The organism is Bradyrhizobium yuanmingense, assembly GCF_900094575.1.
Classification (GTDB): Bacteria; Pseudomonadota; Alphaproteobacteria; order Rhizobiales; family Xanthobacteraceae; genus Bradyrhizobium; species Bradyrhizobium yuanmingense.
Genome location: NZ_FMAE01000005.1, coordinates 612858 through 626057, shown reverse-complemented (window position 1 = coordinate 626057; position 13200 = coordinate 612858). Strand labels below are relative to the sequence as shown.

Here is a 13200-nt window from a genome sequence, read left to right as displayed (position 1 = left end):
CGGATTGCCCCGAATGCAAAAGGCTGGGGGCAAGAGGTTGTTTCGGGGGTACAAAACGCTATTGTCGCGCCCCGGTCCGGGTGCGGCGTGGCGCTTGGCCGGCCGCCGTCCCGGTGGCGAACCCATTTTGCGGCCCCGCTGATCCCAAGACCGCACCAGACCAGGTTTCCAGGACTTACATGCCAAGCAAGGTTCGCATCGCGCTGGACGCCATGGGGGGCGATGTCGGCCCCGCCGTGGTCATTCCGGGCGCCGCCATCTCGCTTGGCCGGCATCGCGACACCGAGTTCCTGCTGGTCGGCGACCGCGCCAGGATCGAGCCCGAGCTCGACCAGCACCCGAAGCTGAAGGCCGCCTCCAAGATCATCCATACCGACGTCGCCGTCAGCATGAAGGACAAGCCGAGCCAGGCGCTGCGGCGCGGCCGCAAGACCTCCTCGATGTGGCTCGCGATCGACGCGGTCAAGAAGGGCGAGGCGGACGTCGCGATCTCCGCCGGCAATACCGGCGCGCTGATGGCGATGGCGCGCTTCCATCTGCGCACCCTGCCGGGCATCGACCGGCCGGCGATCTCGGCGATCTGGCCGACCCTGCGCGGGGAGTCCGTCGTGCTCGACCTCGGCGCCACCCTCGGCGGCGATGCCCACCATCTGGTGTCGATGGCGGTGATGGGCGCGGCCAAGGCGAGCGTGCTGTTCAACAAAACCCGGCCCACGGTCGGGCTGCTCAACATCGGCGCCGAGGAGATCAAGGGCCACGAGGAGATCCGCGAGGCCAGCGAGATCCTGCGGGCGCGGAACCTGCCGGAGCTCGACTATATCGGTTTCGTCGAGGGCGACGGCATTGGCAAGGGGCTCGCCGACGTGATCGTCACCGAAGGCTTTAGCGGCAACATAGCGCTGAAGGCGGCCGAGGGAACCGCACGGCAGATGGCGGAATTGCTTCGTCACGAGATGCAGCGGAGCTGGATGTCCAAGCTCGGCTACCTCTTCGCGCGCAGCGCCTTCCAGGCCCTGCGCGACAAAATGGACCCCAACAAGTCCAATGGTGGCGTGCTGCTGGGACTGAACGGGGTGGTGGTCAAGAGCCACGGCGGAACCAACGCCGAAGGCTTTGCCTATGCGATCGATGTTGGCTATGAGATGGCTCACTACGATCTCCTGAACAAGATCAATCAGATGCTCAACCGCGAGGGTGGTGCACTCAAATTCGTGCAGCCCGCGCCGGAGGATGTTTCGTGACTCAGATTCGTTCGGTCGTGCTGGGCTGCGGCTCTTATCTGCCGGAGCAGGTGGTGACCAACGCCCAATTGGCGGCGCGCATCGATACCTCCGACGAGTGGATCGTGCAGCGCACTGGCATTCGCGAGCGGCACATCGCGGCCGAGGGCGAGTTCACCTCGCACCTCGCCATCAAGGCGGCACAGGCGGCGCTCCGCGATGCCGGCGTTGACGCGCAATCGATCGAGCTGATCGTGCTGGCGACCTCGACGCCCGACAACACCTTCCCCGCGACCGCCGTCGCCGTGCAGCACGGCCTCGGCATCAATCATGGCGCGGCCTTCGATCTGCAGGCAGTGTGCTCGGGCTTCGTCTTCGCGCTCGCCACCGCCGACAATTTCCTGCGCACCGGGGCCTACAAGCGCGCGCTGGTGATCGGCGCGGAGACCTTCTCGCGCATCCTCGACTGGAACGATCGCGGCACCTGTGTGCTGTTCGGCGACGGCGCCGGCGCCGTGGTGCTGGAGGCGCAGGAGCAGCCCGGCAATGCCGCGACCGACCGCGGCATCGTGACCACGCATCTGCGCTCCGACGGCCGCCACAAGGCAAAGCTGTTCGTGGACGGCGGGCCGTCCTCGACCCAGACCGTCGGCCATCTGCGCATGGAGGGCCGCGAGGTCTTCAAGCACGCGGTCGGTATGATCACCGACGTCATCGTCGATGCCTTTGCGGCGACAGGGCTCAATGCCGACGGCATCGACTGGTTCGTGCCGCACCAGGCCAACAAGCGAATCATCGACGCTTCCGCGCACAAGCTGCACATCGCGCCGGAGAAGGTGGTGCTGACGGTGGACCGTCACGGCAACACCTCGGCGGCCTCGATCCCGCTGGCGCTCTCGGTGGCGCGCAAGGACGGCCGCATCAAGAAGGGCGACATGGTCCTGCTGGAGGCCATGGGTGGCGGCTTTACCTGGGGCTCCGCGCTGGTGCGCTGGTAAGCCACACCGATAAAATTTTGCCGGAATCCGCGCCGATTATCGCGACGTGTGCATTGATGTGCGGTGTTGACCGCCGTATCGTAAGCTCATAATTTCAGACAAGAATTGTTCGCCGTGAGGTGGGGCAGGGCGATGAGCGAGACCAGCAAAACCGTAACGCGTGTCGATCTGTGCGAAGCCGTCTACCAGAAGGTGGGCCTATCGCGCACGGAATCGTCTGCCTTCGTGGAACTCGTGCTGAAGGAGATCACCGACTGCCTGGAGAAGGGCGAGACGGTGAAATTGTCCTCGTTCGGCTCCTTCATGGTGCGCAAGAAGGGCCAGCGCATCGGCCGCAACCCGAAGACCGGCACCGAGGTGCCGATCTCGCCGCGCCGCGTCATGGTGTTCAAGCCGTCGGCGATCCTGAAGCAGCGGATCAACGCCCAGCACCGTACCAACGGTGACGCCACCCAGGCTCAAGAAGAGGCGTAACCGCCTTTCGGAAAGGACTGGCCTTTGGACAAGGCGCCGGATGCGTTCCGAACCATCAGCGAAGTAGCGCAGGAACTCGACATTCCGCAGCACGTGCTGCGGTTCTGGGAGACCCGCTTCTCCCAGATCAAGCCGATGAAGCGCAGCGGCGGCCGCCGCTATTATCGCCCCGACGACGTCGACCTGCTCAAAGGCATCCGCCGGCTGCTCTACGGCGAAGGCTATACCATCCGCGGGGTGCAGCGGATCCTGAAAGAGCACGGCGTCAAATCGGTGCAGGGCCTCGCCGACAGCGCGGCCGCGGTCTCCTTTGGCGCCATCGAGGACGCCATCGGCGCGAGCCTGATGGAGCCCGAGGACGAGGCCCCCATCAAGGGCATCACCGACACCGACGATGACGACTATCAGGGCGATGAAGAGGAAGGCATCGACTTCCGCTTCACCGAGGTCGACGACGAGGAGATCCTCACCACCTTCCGCAAAGGCGGCGCCGCCGTGCCCGCCGGCCCCAGCGCGCTCGACCGCGAGCGGCTGGAGCGGGTCCTCGGCGACCTCATCGCCTGCCGCGAGATGCTGGATCAGGCCCTGAAGGAGGGCTAGGGCGGTCCCCGGCTTTGCGGGGCAGTTCCGGGAGCTTTGGGCGGATACACCAAAATGCTGCGGCCTCGCCTTGCGCAAAGCGGCGATCCTAGCTAATGGAACGGCATTCGGAGCGTGGCGCAGCCCGGTTAGCGCACTAGTCTGGGAGACTAGGGGTCGGAGGTTCAAATCCTCTCGCTCCGACCAAATTCCTCAAGAACGGAATTCCTTTCCGGGCCGTCGGTTGACCGCGGGCCGGCCGTTTGCGGTTGATTTTGCAACGTTCCGCAGGTGTTGCCCTCGCGTCACACCATCCAGTGTCAACATGATTTAAGAATTTTGGGCACTTTGGAATCGCGGAGGGGTGTCCCGTGAGAAGAGCACTGGCTGCTGTAGCAGTCTTGGCGAGTGTCGCTTCGGGGGCGGAAGCTGCTGACCAAAGCCCTGCACTTTTCACGAAAGCGCGCACGGCTGACTCCAGCCCAAGCTGGACGGGATTTTATGCTGGCGGCAACGTTGGCGGCGCATGGGCAGACCGGTCCGTCAATTTTACGAGTGACGCGGCCACCGCTTTCATCTTCAATCCTGGAGTTCCGATTCTGCCTCCTTTTGCGGGGCAGGTTGCTCCCGGCCCTCACGATTTTTCGATGAGTGGTGTAACGGGAGGCTTGCAAGCCGGCTACAATTGGCAACTCGATAGCAAGTGGTTAGTCGGCGTGGAAGCTGACTTGAGCGCATCCAGCTTGCGCGGCGGCGGTCGTGAAACAACGCCGATTCTACCCCCAGCCTTCGCACAGACCATCTCGGCTGAGCAAAAGATTGACTGGTGGGGGAGCGTTCGTGGTCGTCTGGGGGCGCTGGTCACGCCTAGCGTTCTTCTGTATGGGACCGGCGGCTTTGCTTTTGGTCGAGTAGCGACATTTGACGACTACATCGTGAACGGACCGGGGGGCGCTTTGAGTGTCTCCGTCGCCGGCACTTCATTCAGCTGTACGATCGGATCGACTTGCTTCACGGGGAACGATTCCCGCATTCAGACTGGCTGGACGGTCGGCGGAGGCGGTGAATGGCGCTTTGCGCCTGGTTGGAGCTTCAGGGCCGAATATCTCTACGTTGACCTCGGCAAATCGTCAGTGACGGCCAACGCACTCGCAACGGGTATTGGTCCGAACTTGTCCAGATACACCGCAAATTTCGGCCGGGCGGATTTCCACGTCGCCCGAGTCGGCGTGAACTATCATTTTTGACCTTTTGAGCAGATCGTGCCCTAAGGGCCCACCGACCTCAAATACCCGCGTCGTCTCGTCCACCAGCGTCCGCACCATCTCCGTGCCATCACGCCAGTACGGTTGAGCCTCCCAGAAGACGCTACGATCAGCCGCCTCATAGCGGACCATCGATACGTGGTATCAGGACGCTTCCATTTAGGTGCGAGGGCAACACATGTTTCAGCTATCGTGGAACGAGATCTTCGTCCCGACGCATTCCATCATGGAAATGATCGTGCGGGGCACCATCATGTATCTCGGCATCTTCACCCTGATGCGGTTCATTTTGAAGCGACAAACCGGCGGACTCAGCATTCCCGATTTGCTTCTCGTCGTCCTGTTGGCGGACGCGGCGCAGAATGGCATGGCGGGCGAATACCACTCGATCACAGAAGGTATCGTGCTCGTTGCCACCATCATTTTCTGGAATCTAGCCATCGACTGGGTCGGGTATCACGTGCCTTTCGTGGAGCGGCTTGCTCGGCCGGCGCCGCTCCTGCTCATCAAAAACGGGCAGGTCCTTCGCCGCCACATGCGGCAGGAGCTGGTGACGATGGATGAGTTGATGAGCAAGCTTCGCGAGGAGGGGATAGCGAGTCCCTCGGACGTCGTAGAGGCATATATCGAGGGCGACGGAAATATCAGCGTGAAGAAGAAGGAAGCCTGACGACCTTCGTCTGCCCGCCGACATGATCGGCGTTGCGGGACTACTTGTTATTCTGCGAGGCTTCCGCCGGCTTCCCCAAAAGGCACAAGCGCTGATACCTCAAATACCCCATCGCCATCCCGTTGAAGGCGGTGAGTACTCGAGGTCATATCCACAAACGCGTCGGGTTTTCAATGTCACGGCCGTTCAAAAGCCGCCCGCTACAACACCTCGGCACGAACCTGAGCTACGCCGCGATTCGTAATCCCCAAGCTGCGCGCGGCAGCGAGCGAGAGATCGAGGACGCGGCCACGAATGAACGGGCCTCTGTCGTTGATGGTGACGATGACGCTGCTTCCTCCATGGGTCACGCGGACCTTGGTGCCGAACGGCAGGCTGCGATGCGCCGCCGTGAGGTGATTCCGATTGAATGTCGAACCGCTCGCTGTCTTGCCTTTGGAATATGAATAATAGGAGGCCTTTCCCGAAAAGACTCGATTGAAAGATCGCATGCCCGAGCGATCAGCCGATGGCTCTTGTGCGGTTGGAGGTGGCGCCTCAATCTGATCCTTCTTCGGCTGTTCGGGTCCAGCAGGCGCCGGCTCTGCCTGAGCCTTCGGAATGATGGACCACCGGTCATGGAAATCCTGTGCTGCAGCGCCGTTCGCGTTCAATCCGATCCAAGCAGGGACTGTCGCAATCGCCGCCATTCTGACGAGAAGATGCATTGTCGACCTCGTGAACGATTGAAGATCAAGCCGACAATGCAAGCTCAGAGGTCGCGTTCCTCAAGACGCGCAAAACGGTGATGACATACCGACATCGCGGAGCAAGAGCGTGCCTGACTGAGATTGGCCACGCTCCGGTTCTGCCCGGCCTCAAATAATAATGATTTAATTTGTCAAAATTAAATATGCATAAATATTTAAATTGGCGAGGCGAGTTACCGCGCGACGACTGACGCGGTCGCGTCCCGGCGGAGGATGAGTCGCGCAAATACGATCAGCTTTGGACGCGGGCAGTGCGATCGTCATCAGGCCAGATGCGAAGCTCAAGAAGCATCGTGCGGAGCTAGATCGCAAGTGCCCTGGCTTGTCGCCCACCCAGCTCAAATACCCCACCACCATCCTTGTCGTCTCGTCCACCAGCACCTTCACCATTTTCTCCGACAGCATCTCGGCTGCGTTCAGCGCCGTGTTGTGCGCGATGGCTTCGATCGTGCTCACGCACATGAACGCTGCGAGCGCGGGGTCGAGCTTGCGCATCTCCTTCCGGTGACGTTCGAGATAGGCGCGCACGAGGGCGTGGATTTCGTGGCTGTAGGCCTCGACCTCGGCGAGGTGGCCGGAGCGGGGGATCTGCTCGGCGAGGACGCGGTGCAGATTCGGGTCGATGGAATGGGCCTCGATCGCGATCTTGACGGCCGGCGCGGTTGTCAAACTTCCCTTAACGGCTGCTGCTGCGTACCCGTCCCGCAAGCGACCTGCGGCACCGTTCCGGCGGCGCGCACTACAAGATGCTCGAGGGGGCCGGTGCTTTCCGGCGCCCTCTTTCCATCCACCGGACTCTCATGTGAAGGTTTCTCTACTCGCTTTGACCAGGATCTGTAGTAGGCAACCGCCGTCATGATCGCGATTCCCGCAGCTCCGACGAGCAGTTGAGCGAGGATGCCGTTCCCTGCCAACTGCAGGATGAAGTACCCGATGAAGGCCAGGAGAATGCCCACACAGAACACTTCGAGGGACTGCTGGCCGCACTTTACCAGGGGTCGCAAGATGGTGGCTTGTAGCCCGCGCGCATCGATCGGTATGAACCGGGCACCAAGGATAATCAGTACCATCAAATGAAGATAGCGGTAGGGCGCCAGATTGGTCTTGTCGTTGGGATTGAAAAGCTCGAACAAGGCAGGCGCAAACAAGGCCCGGAGCTGAGGCTGGTGAGCAGCTAACGTCATGATCGCCGCAAAAATCAAATAGGCAACCGCAACAACCAGCACGAACCTGGACCGCAGCAAGAAATGCAGACGCCCCGCACCGGTCAACGCGAGCCATGCGCCCGTAACAAACAGAAGCTGCCACGCCAGCGGATTGAAGTACCAGCTTCCCGACGGATAGGAAGGCAGGTTCCAATGGAATTGCCGCGCAGCCAGATATAACAGCACCGACCCGATCATGGCGGCGTCGGGAAATCTCAACATCAACCAGAGGATCGGAGGAAACAGGCCCATCAAGACGACGTACAGCGGCAGCACGTCCAAATTCAGAGGCTTGTATCGCAGCAAAAGCCCCTGCGTCATCATCTCGATCGGCGCGCTGGTGACCGGTCCGGCGTTGAACAGATCGATCAGATCAGGCGCGTTGAACCTCTCCGACAGGAAATGGATGAAAGCCAGGTAGATCATGAATAGCACGATATGGGCGGTGTAGATTTGCCATACGCGCCTGAAGAGCCTGCTCGTTCCGAACACAAAGCCTCGCTCCATTTTTCGGGTATAAACGAGCGCCGAGGTGTAGCCGGAGATGAACACGAACAGGTCGGCCCCGTCGCTGAATCCATAATTTCGGAACGAACACCACACCAGCACTGTGCCGGGCACATGGCCGAGAAACATCGCCCAGTTGGCGAGGCCGCGAAACAGGTCGAGACGCAAATCACGTTGCGGTGGTGGCAGCGCAAGCGCGAGCTTCATTCTGCTTTCCGTCGTGTCACGATTCACGATCGATGTCCGCGCCCCGGCACTCCGCCGGGATCGCTCACGCTAGATGGCAGGCAATACAACACCCATACGACAATGTTGGCGCGCTGAGGCCGGCGGGATATTGACCTGAGTCAAGCGGCCCGCCGAGAGCCCCGGTACTATGCATGGTAACTTGGTCCCGAACAAACGCGGTGCGCTTTGTGTCATCGGGCCTGGCGAAGTGGGCGCTTCCTCGATCCGTCGTGTTCGGACATTACGGTGACAGTGCTGGACTGCATTCTGGCGCGCCTCTCAGGGCGCAGGACGCTGCCTCATCCAAATGGGCGCGCTGTCGCCGATTTCCGTAATCTCAGGCTCCGCTACCTCAAATACCCCACCACCATCCGCGTCGTCTCGTCCACCAGCACCTTCACCATCTTCTCCGACAGCATCTCTCCGTTCAGCACGGTGTTGTGCGCGATGGCTTCGATCGCGCTCACGCACATGAATGCTGCGAGCGCGGGATCGATCTTGCGCATCTCCTTGCGGTGGCGTTCGAGATAGGTGCGCACGAGGGCGTGGATTTCGTGGCTGTAGGCTTCGACTTCCGCGAGGTGACCGGAGCGGGGGATCTGCTCGGCGAGGACGCGATGCAGGTTCGGGTCGATGTGATGGGCCTCGATCGCGACGGTGACGAGGCGGTGCACGGCCATCTCGATCGGCAGGTCGGCGACCTCCGCGAAGGCGGCGCGGACGACATTCATGATCGCATCATTGTGGCGATCGATCACGGCGGCGACGAGGGCCTCCTTGCTGGGAAAATATTGGTAGAGCGAGCCGACGCTGACGCCGGCGATCTCGGCGATGCGGTTGGTACTGGCCTTCTCGAAGCCTTCCTTGACCAGAATGCGAGCAGTTGCCTCGACCAGCGCGTCGACGGTGGCACGGGATCGCTCCTGCGAGGCATTTTTCCGGGGTGTTGTGGACGGTTTGCGGGCCACGGACTTGTGATCTGAATGCGAGTAGGAAAAGCGAGTGAATGCTCGCATTATATCGACCAATGGCGGCGGGTCGGCAACCCTCTTCGTCGCCGGGTCGAAACAGCCGGATGGGGATGTGGCGATGAGCGTTGCGAGACTTGTATCGGCCTTCCAATTCTGTCCGGGCGGCTGCGTATTCGGCGCGCGGGCGCCGCGCGATCCAGCACCAAGCCTGCAAAGCCGGGCCCTTAACCTGCTGCTGCGGCAGCTTCCCTACAAGCAGCAGCTTGCATCCGCCGAGGCGGTGCTGGCGCGTGTGCAGAAGCTGGCGCTGGCGCCGGCCTCTCACGAGCCGGTCGGGGTCGGCAACGTCGAGGTGACGCTGACCAAGATGGGCGGCTGGCCGGTCTACTACACCGAGCCGGCGTCAGGCCACGAGGGCTGCAACTACGTCATGTTCCTGCATGGCGGCGGCTACATCAACGAGATCGCGCCGGCGCATTGGCGCTTCATCGGTGAGATGACGCGCAAGGCGCGAATCTGCTGCGTCGTGCCGATCTACCCGCTGGCGCCGCGGGCGACCGCCAAGGACGTCGTGCCGGCGACGGCCGAGCTGCTGCGCATGCTGCTGGAAGACGCTGGCGATGCAAAAGTGACGGTCGTCGGCAATTCGGCCGGCGCTGGGCTTGCGCTCGCCGCCTGCCAATGGCTGCGCGATCGCGGTCATCGGCAGCCGAGCCGGTTGCTGCTGATCTCGCCCGCGGCCGATGCCTCGGTCGGCCGTCCGGAGCAGGTTGCGATCGCGGCGCGCGATCCGATCCAGGATATTCCGGGCATCGTCGAGGCCGCGCGGCTCTATGCCGGCGAGCTCGAAGTCGGCCATCCCTTCGTCAGCCCGCTCAACGGCAGTTTCCGCGGGCTCGCGCCGATGACGATTTTTTCGGGCACGCGCGATCTTCTGTATCCAGACAGCGTCGACCTTGCCGCAAGAGCGAGGGCGGTGGGCGTGCCGATCGAGCTGCATCTATTGCGCGAGCAACCGCACAACTTCGCGCTGATGCCGACGCCGGAAGGACGGCGGGCACGCGCGATCATCTTGCGTGAAGTGGCTTAGAGGGAGGGCGTGATCATTGTCACAGAGCGCCTGCCGTGATCGGTCTGGCGCTGGCAGTGTCCGCACGCAGGGATAAGCGGCCCCCGGGCGTTTCCTCTTGGATCGATCGTTCTGGTATCCGTGGTCTCGGTACCAGTGGTTTTGCGGGGCCTTAGGCGTGGCCCTTGATCTCGTAATGACCCGGCACGCATTTGTAGCGCTCGAGGCGCCAGTTCGCGTGATAGATCGGATGCTCACCCATCCACTTCGCGAGAGGCGCTTGTGCGCCGATCGCGCACTGCATTAGCGAAATCTCGGGTGTCATGTTGCTGTCTGTCACGATTTCCTCGACACAACTGCCTGAGCTGGCTGCGCCAAGCCGGCAAAGCACGGCAACGACGGTCACGAACATTCCTATCACCTCGTTGGTTGTTTCTGACCACGAAGAGGATGCAAGCGGAGTGCCAGAGCCTGTGACACGCAAACAACACGCTGGCCTGGCCGACTCAATCCAGCGTCCACCCCCATTTGGCGATTCGGATTGTAGAAAAATTGCCATTAACCCGAAGCCGGACAAATACGGGGAACCCGCTGGAAAATACTCAGGAATGATCGATTATCCGGGCCGTGTCGCCTATGAGCCACTTCACAAGGCCCGCGCGCAACATCGCGCGTAGTCCGCCCGCCGAAATTACCGAAGGCGAAGAGGGCAGCGCACGGCTTTTACCCGCGGATGTCGCGCTGCTACAGTTTTGCGCGCGCCGCGGTCAGCGGCGCCGTGACCAAGAAACACACCGACAAGGGGAGGGACCGAAGTCCCATGAAGGATTTTGCTGGAAAGATCGCAGTCATCACCGGCGGCGGCACGGGCATGGGGCGCGAGCTCGCGCGGCAGCTCGTGGCCGAGGGCTGCAACGTCGCCATGTGCGACGTCTCGGAGGCCGCGATGGCCGAGACCAAGCGGCTGTGCGAGGCCGAGAAGCTGCCGCAGGGGCTGCGCGTCACGACGCACGTCGCCGACGTCGCGATCGAGGACCATCTGAAGCGTTTTCGCGACGAGCTCGCCGAGCAGCAGCAGACCGACAGGATCCATCTGTTGTTCAACAATGCCGGCATTGGCGGCGGCGGCAGCCTGTTCACCAACACCCGCGAGCAATGGGAGCGCACCTTCAACATCTGCTGGGGCGGCGTCTATCTCGGCGTGCGCACCTTCCTGCCGATGCTGGTGGCCGCGGACGAAGCCCACATCGTCAACACCGCCAGCGTCAACGGCTTCTGGGCCTCGATCGGCATGAACCAGGCGCACACCGCCTACAGTGCGGCCAAATTCGCAGTGAAGGGATTCACCGAAGCGCTGATCAACGATTTGCGCCTGCATGCGCCGCACGTCAAATGCTCGGTGGTGATGCCCGGCCATATCGGCACCTCGATCGTCTCCAACTCGCGCAAGGTGCAGAGCGCCGACGGCTCGGAGCGGCTCAATGCCGATGAGGTCGCGCTGACCCGCAAGCGCATGGTCGCGGCCGGCGTGCCGGATGCCGACGGGATGTCGGACGAGGACATCCAGGCGGCGTTCGCCGAGCGCGCCCGCAGCTTCCTGGAGGATGCGCCGACGACGGCGGCAGAAGCCGCCAAGATCATCCTCGACGGGGTCAAGGCGGAGCGGTGGCGCATTCTGGTCGGCGAGGACGCCAAGCTTCTCGACGAGCGCGTGCGCGCCGCGCCGGAGCAGGCCTATGACCGTGCCTTCTTCGAAAGTATTACGCAGGAGGTCGGCTGGCGGCTTGGTTGAGGCCGCTGCCGGGGCGCCCACCCATCGCACCCGAGGAGGCACGTCAGCGCCGTCTCGAAGGAGAGGCGTGCGCGCACGCCGCCGCTAGGGGTCATATTCTTTAGCGCGCCCAGCAAGGCGCGCCGATATGGCTATGATGGTCGTCATGGCAAGAGATACTTGGACAATTCTAAGTGCCAGCTCCCGCCAATGTTCGTCGCGCACCATGATCTGTTGCAATGTCACGCATCCGTCATGACGTTGTTCAAGCGATGTTGATCTCACATGCCTGTAATGACGCGCGCGCCGGCTTGGTCGGCGACTTGAAATGGTTTAGTCAATCGGGGTAACGCGACGATTAGAGCGTAGCTCCCAATGATGCCCGCATGCCTCTCCGACGACTGGACCTTTTGCCCGGAGCGAGAGGACATTTCAGCTGAGTTCACGCGGCTGCTCGCGGCGGCCCAGGAGGGTGGCGCCACGATCGCGGAATGCCTGATGATCGCGCGGCAGCTGAAGCGCGGCGACGACCGCTCCTGGCACCGCGAGTGGAAGAAGCTGGCGCAGACCAATCGGCAGCGCGCGGAGACCGCGTTCGCGGAGGGCCACCGCGCCAGTGCGCAGCGCAATTGGCTGCGCGCCATGAACTATTATGGTGCCGCAGCGATGCCGCTCGATCCCGCCGACGAGCGCCGCTGGGTCGCCGTGCTGGCCATGCAGGAATGCGCGCGCCGCTATCTCGCCGCGCGCAGCCCGGCCGGCGAGGTGGTGACGATACCCTGGCTCGACGGGCACTCGCTGCAGGGATACTTCCTGCCCGCGCCATCGGGGAAGGAGCCGGCGCCGACCGTGATCTGCATCGGCGAGCCCGGCCACCGCAAGGAAGAATTTCTGTTCAAGCTCGTGCCGCACGCGCGCGAGCGTGGCTTCTCGATGCTGGCGCTCGACCTGTTCGGCGACCAGCGCGACGATTTTCTCGAGGCGCTATTGCGGCGCCAGGATCTCGAGAGCGCGATCCCCGGCGTCATGGATTATCTGGAGATGCGGCAGGACGTCGATTTCGCGCGGGTCGGGATCATCGCCGATGGCTGGGGCTCGTCCTTCGTGGCGCGCGCGGTGCTGCAGGAGCCGCGGCTTGCCGCCGCCGTCTGCGACGGCGGCCTGTGGGATCTGCACGAGCGGGCCTTTTTCGCCAGCCGATTCGCGATGAGCGACGTCAGCATCGTCCCTGTGCCGCATGCGCCGCTGATGGCCTCCAGCGCCGACTGCCCGGTGCTGATCACGCTCGGGGAGGACGGCTGGCTCAAGGCCGACCGGGCGCGTCAGCTCGTCCGGAATTCCCGGCTCGGCAGCTCGGATGTCACGCTGAAAGTGTTCACCGCGGCGGAGACCGGCGCCGCGCAGGCCCATGCCGACAATCCGAGCCTTGCCAACGAATATATATTCGACTGGCTGGAATCGCGGCTCCGTGGCGCGGGGCGGATCTAGCGGCGA

14 protein-coding genes and 1 tRNA gene are annotated in these 13200 nt (G+C 62.7%); 10 read left to right on the top strand and 5 right to left on the bottom strand.

The features are described 5' to 3' along the window. Positions 1–179: 179 nt before the first annotated feature. The 7 genes from plsX to GA0061099_RS20360 all read left to right on the top strand — a co-directional run bounded on the left by plsX (position 180) and on the right by GA0061099_RS20360 (position 5206). A complete protein-coding gene (plsX, locus tag GA0061099_RS20390) occupies positions 180–1241 on the top strand; it encodes a phosphate acyltransferase PlsX (RefSeq protein WP_036010436.1) in 1062 nt (353 codons plus the stop codon). Further along, entirely contained in the window at positions 1238–2218 is a 981-nt protein-coding gene (locus tag GA0061099_RS20385) for a beta-ketoacyl-ACP synthase III (RefSeq protein ID WP_036025462.1), read from the top strand. Before plsX ends, GA0061099_RS20385 begins: the two co-directional genes overlap by 4 nt. A gap of 132 nt (positions 2219–2350) precedes the next feature. Next, positions 2351–2692 carry an integration host factor subunit alpha gene (locus tag GA0061099_RS20380; protein ID WP_036010431.1) on the top strand — a complete coding sequence of 114 codons (342 nt, stop codon included), beginning with the start codon at positions 2351–2353 and terminating at the stop codon, positions 2690–2692. Positions 2693–2716: 24 nt separating this feature from the next. Next, the gene (locus tag GA0061099_RS20375; RefSeq protein WP_074448001.1) at positions 2717–3292 is read left to right on the top strand and encodes a MerR family transcriptional regulator; all 576 of its coding nucleotides are present in this window, start codon (positions 2717–2719) and stop codon (positions 3290–3292) included. 108 nt (positions 3293–3400) lie between these two features. Beyond that, positions 3401–3478, top strand: a tRNA-Pro gene (locus tag GA0061099_RS20370). A 164-nt stretch (positions 3479–3642) separates the two neighbouring features. After that, on the top strand, positions 3643–4518 hold the full coding sequence (locus GA0061099_RS20365) for an outer membrane protein (RefSeq protein ID WP_036025453.1): 876 nt from the start codon (positions 3643–3645) through the stop codon (positions 4516–4518). Between the two features lie 196 nt (positions 4519–4714). Then, positions 4715–5206, top strand: a complete 492-nt coding sequence (locus GA0061099_RS20360; protein ID WP_036025451.1) for a DUF421 domain-containing protein — start codon at positions 4715–4717, stop codon at positions 5204–5206. 200 nt (positions 5207–5406) lie between these two features. Here the strand turns inward: GA0061099_RS20360 and GA0061099_RS41265 are convergent, their stop codons facing one another. The 4 genes from GA0061099_RS41265 to GA0061099_RS20340 all read right to left on the bottom strand — a co-directional run bounded on the left by GA0061099_RS41265 (position 5407) and on the right by GA0061099_RS20340 (position 8863). Beyond that, positions 5407–5913, bottom strand: coding sequence for a septal ring lytic transglycosylase RlpA family protein (locus GA0061099_RS41265; protein WP_036010404.1), 507 nt, complete (start codon positions 5911–5913; stop codon positions 5407–5409). Between the two features lie 165 nt (positions 5914–6078). Beyond that, positions 6079–6624 (bottom strand): hypothetical protein, encoded by a 546-nt coding sequence (locus tag GA0061099_RS41260; RefSeq protein ID WP_225125132.1) that lies wholly within the window; start codon positions 6622–6624, stop codon positions 6079–6081. Further along, a complete protein-coding gene (locus tag GA0061099_RS20345; RefSeq protein WP_063822468.1) occupies positions 6621–7874 on the bottom strand; it encodes an OpgC domain-containing protein in 1254 nt (417 codons plus the stop codon). The genes GA0061099_RS41260 and GA0061099_RS20345 overlap by 4 nt, the downstream gene beginning before the upstream one ends. A 368-nt stretch (positions 7875–8242) precedes the next feature. After that, positions 8243–8863, bottom strand: coding sequence for a TetR/AcrR family transcriptional regulator (locus tag GA0061099_RS20340; protein WP_036010401.1), 621 nt, complete (start codon positions 8861–8863; stop codon positions 8243–8245). 121 nt (positions 8864–8984) lie between these two features. On the opposite strand from GA0061099_RS20340, the gene GA0061099_RS20335 reads away from it, so the two are divergent. Beyond that, entirely contained in the window at positions 8985–9956 is a 972-nt protein-coding gene (locus tag GA0061099_RS20335; protein ID WP_083235130.1) for an alpha/beta fold hydrolase, read from the top strand. Between the two features lie 151 nt (positions 9957–10107). Here the strand turns inward: GA0061099_RS20335 and GA0061099_RS20330 are convergent, their stop codons facing one another. Then, a complete protein-coding gene (locus tag GA0061099_RS20330) occupies positions 10108–10347 on the bottom strand; it encodes a hypothetical protein (protein ID WP_025036674.1) in 240 nt (79 codons plus the stop codon). Positions 10348–10755: 408 nt separating this feature from the next. On the opposite strand from GA0061099_RS20330, the gene GA0061099_RS20325 reads away from it, so the two are divergent. Together GA0061099_RS20325 and GA0061099_RS20320 are read left to right on the top strand one after the other, a co-directional pair. Continuing rightward, positions 10756–11727, top strand: coding sequence for an SDR family NAD(P)-dependent oxidoreductase (locus tag GA0061099_RS20325; RefSeq protein WP_036025445.1), 972 nt, complete (start codon positions 10756–10758; stop codon positions 11725–11727). Between the two features lie 354 nt (positions 11728–12081). Beyond that, positions 12082–13194 (top strand): alpha/beta hydrolase family protein, encoded by a 1113-nt coding sequence (locus GA0061099_RS20320; protein WP_036010398.1) that lies wholly within the window; start codon positions 12082–12084, stop codon positions 13192–13194. Positions 13195–13200 lie beyond the last annotated feature (6 nt).

Excerpts from the sequence above, each read along its gene's own strand:
- plsX (WP_036010436.1), top strand. The coding sequence starts at position 180 with ATGCCAAGCAAGGTTCGCATCGCGCTGGACGCCATGGGGGGCGATGTC.
- GA0061099_RS20380 (WP_036010431.1), top strand. The coding sequence starts at position 2,351 with ATGAGCGAGACCAGCAAAACCGTAACGCGTGTCGATCTGTGCGAAGCC.
- GA0061099_RS20360 (WP_036025451.1), top strand. The coding sequence starts at position 4,715 with ATGTTTCAGCTATCGTGGAACGAGATCTTCGTCCCGACGCATTCCATC.
- GA0061099_RS41265 (WP_036010404.1), bottom strand. The coding sequence starts at position 5,913 with ATGCATCTTCTCGTCAGAATGGCGGCGATTGCGACAGTCCCTGCTTGG.
- GA0061099_RS20345 (WP_063822468.1), bottom strand. The coding sequence starts at position 7,874 with ATGAAGCTCGCGCTTGCGCTGCCACCACCGCAACGTGATTTGCGTCTC.
- GA0061099_RS20335 (WP_083235130.1), top strand. The coding sequence starts at position 8,985 with ATGAGCGTTGCGAGACTTGTATCGGCCTTCCAATTCTGTCCGGGCGGC.
- GA0061099_RS20330 (WP_025036674.1), bottom strand. The coding sequence starts at position 10,347 with ATGTTCGTGACCGTCGTTGCCGTGCTTTGCCGGCTTGGCGCAGCCAGC.
- GA0061099_RS20325 (WP_036025445.1), top strand. The coding sequence starts at position 10,756 with ATGAAGGATTTTGCTGGAAAGATCGCAGTCATCACCGGCGGCGGCACG.
- GA0061099_RS20320 (WP_036010398.1), top strand. The coding sequence starts at position 12,082 with ATGATGCCCGCATGCCTCTCCGACGACTGGACCTTTTGCCCGGAGCGA.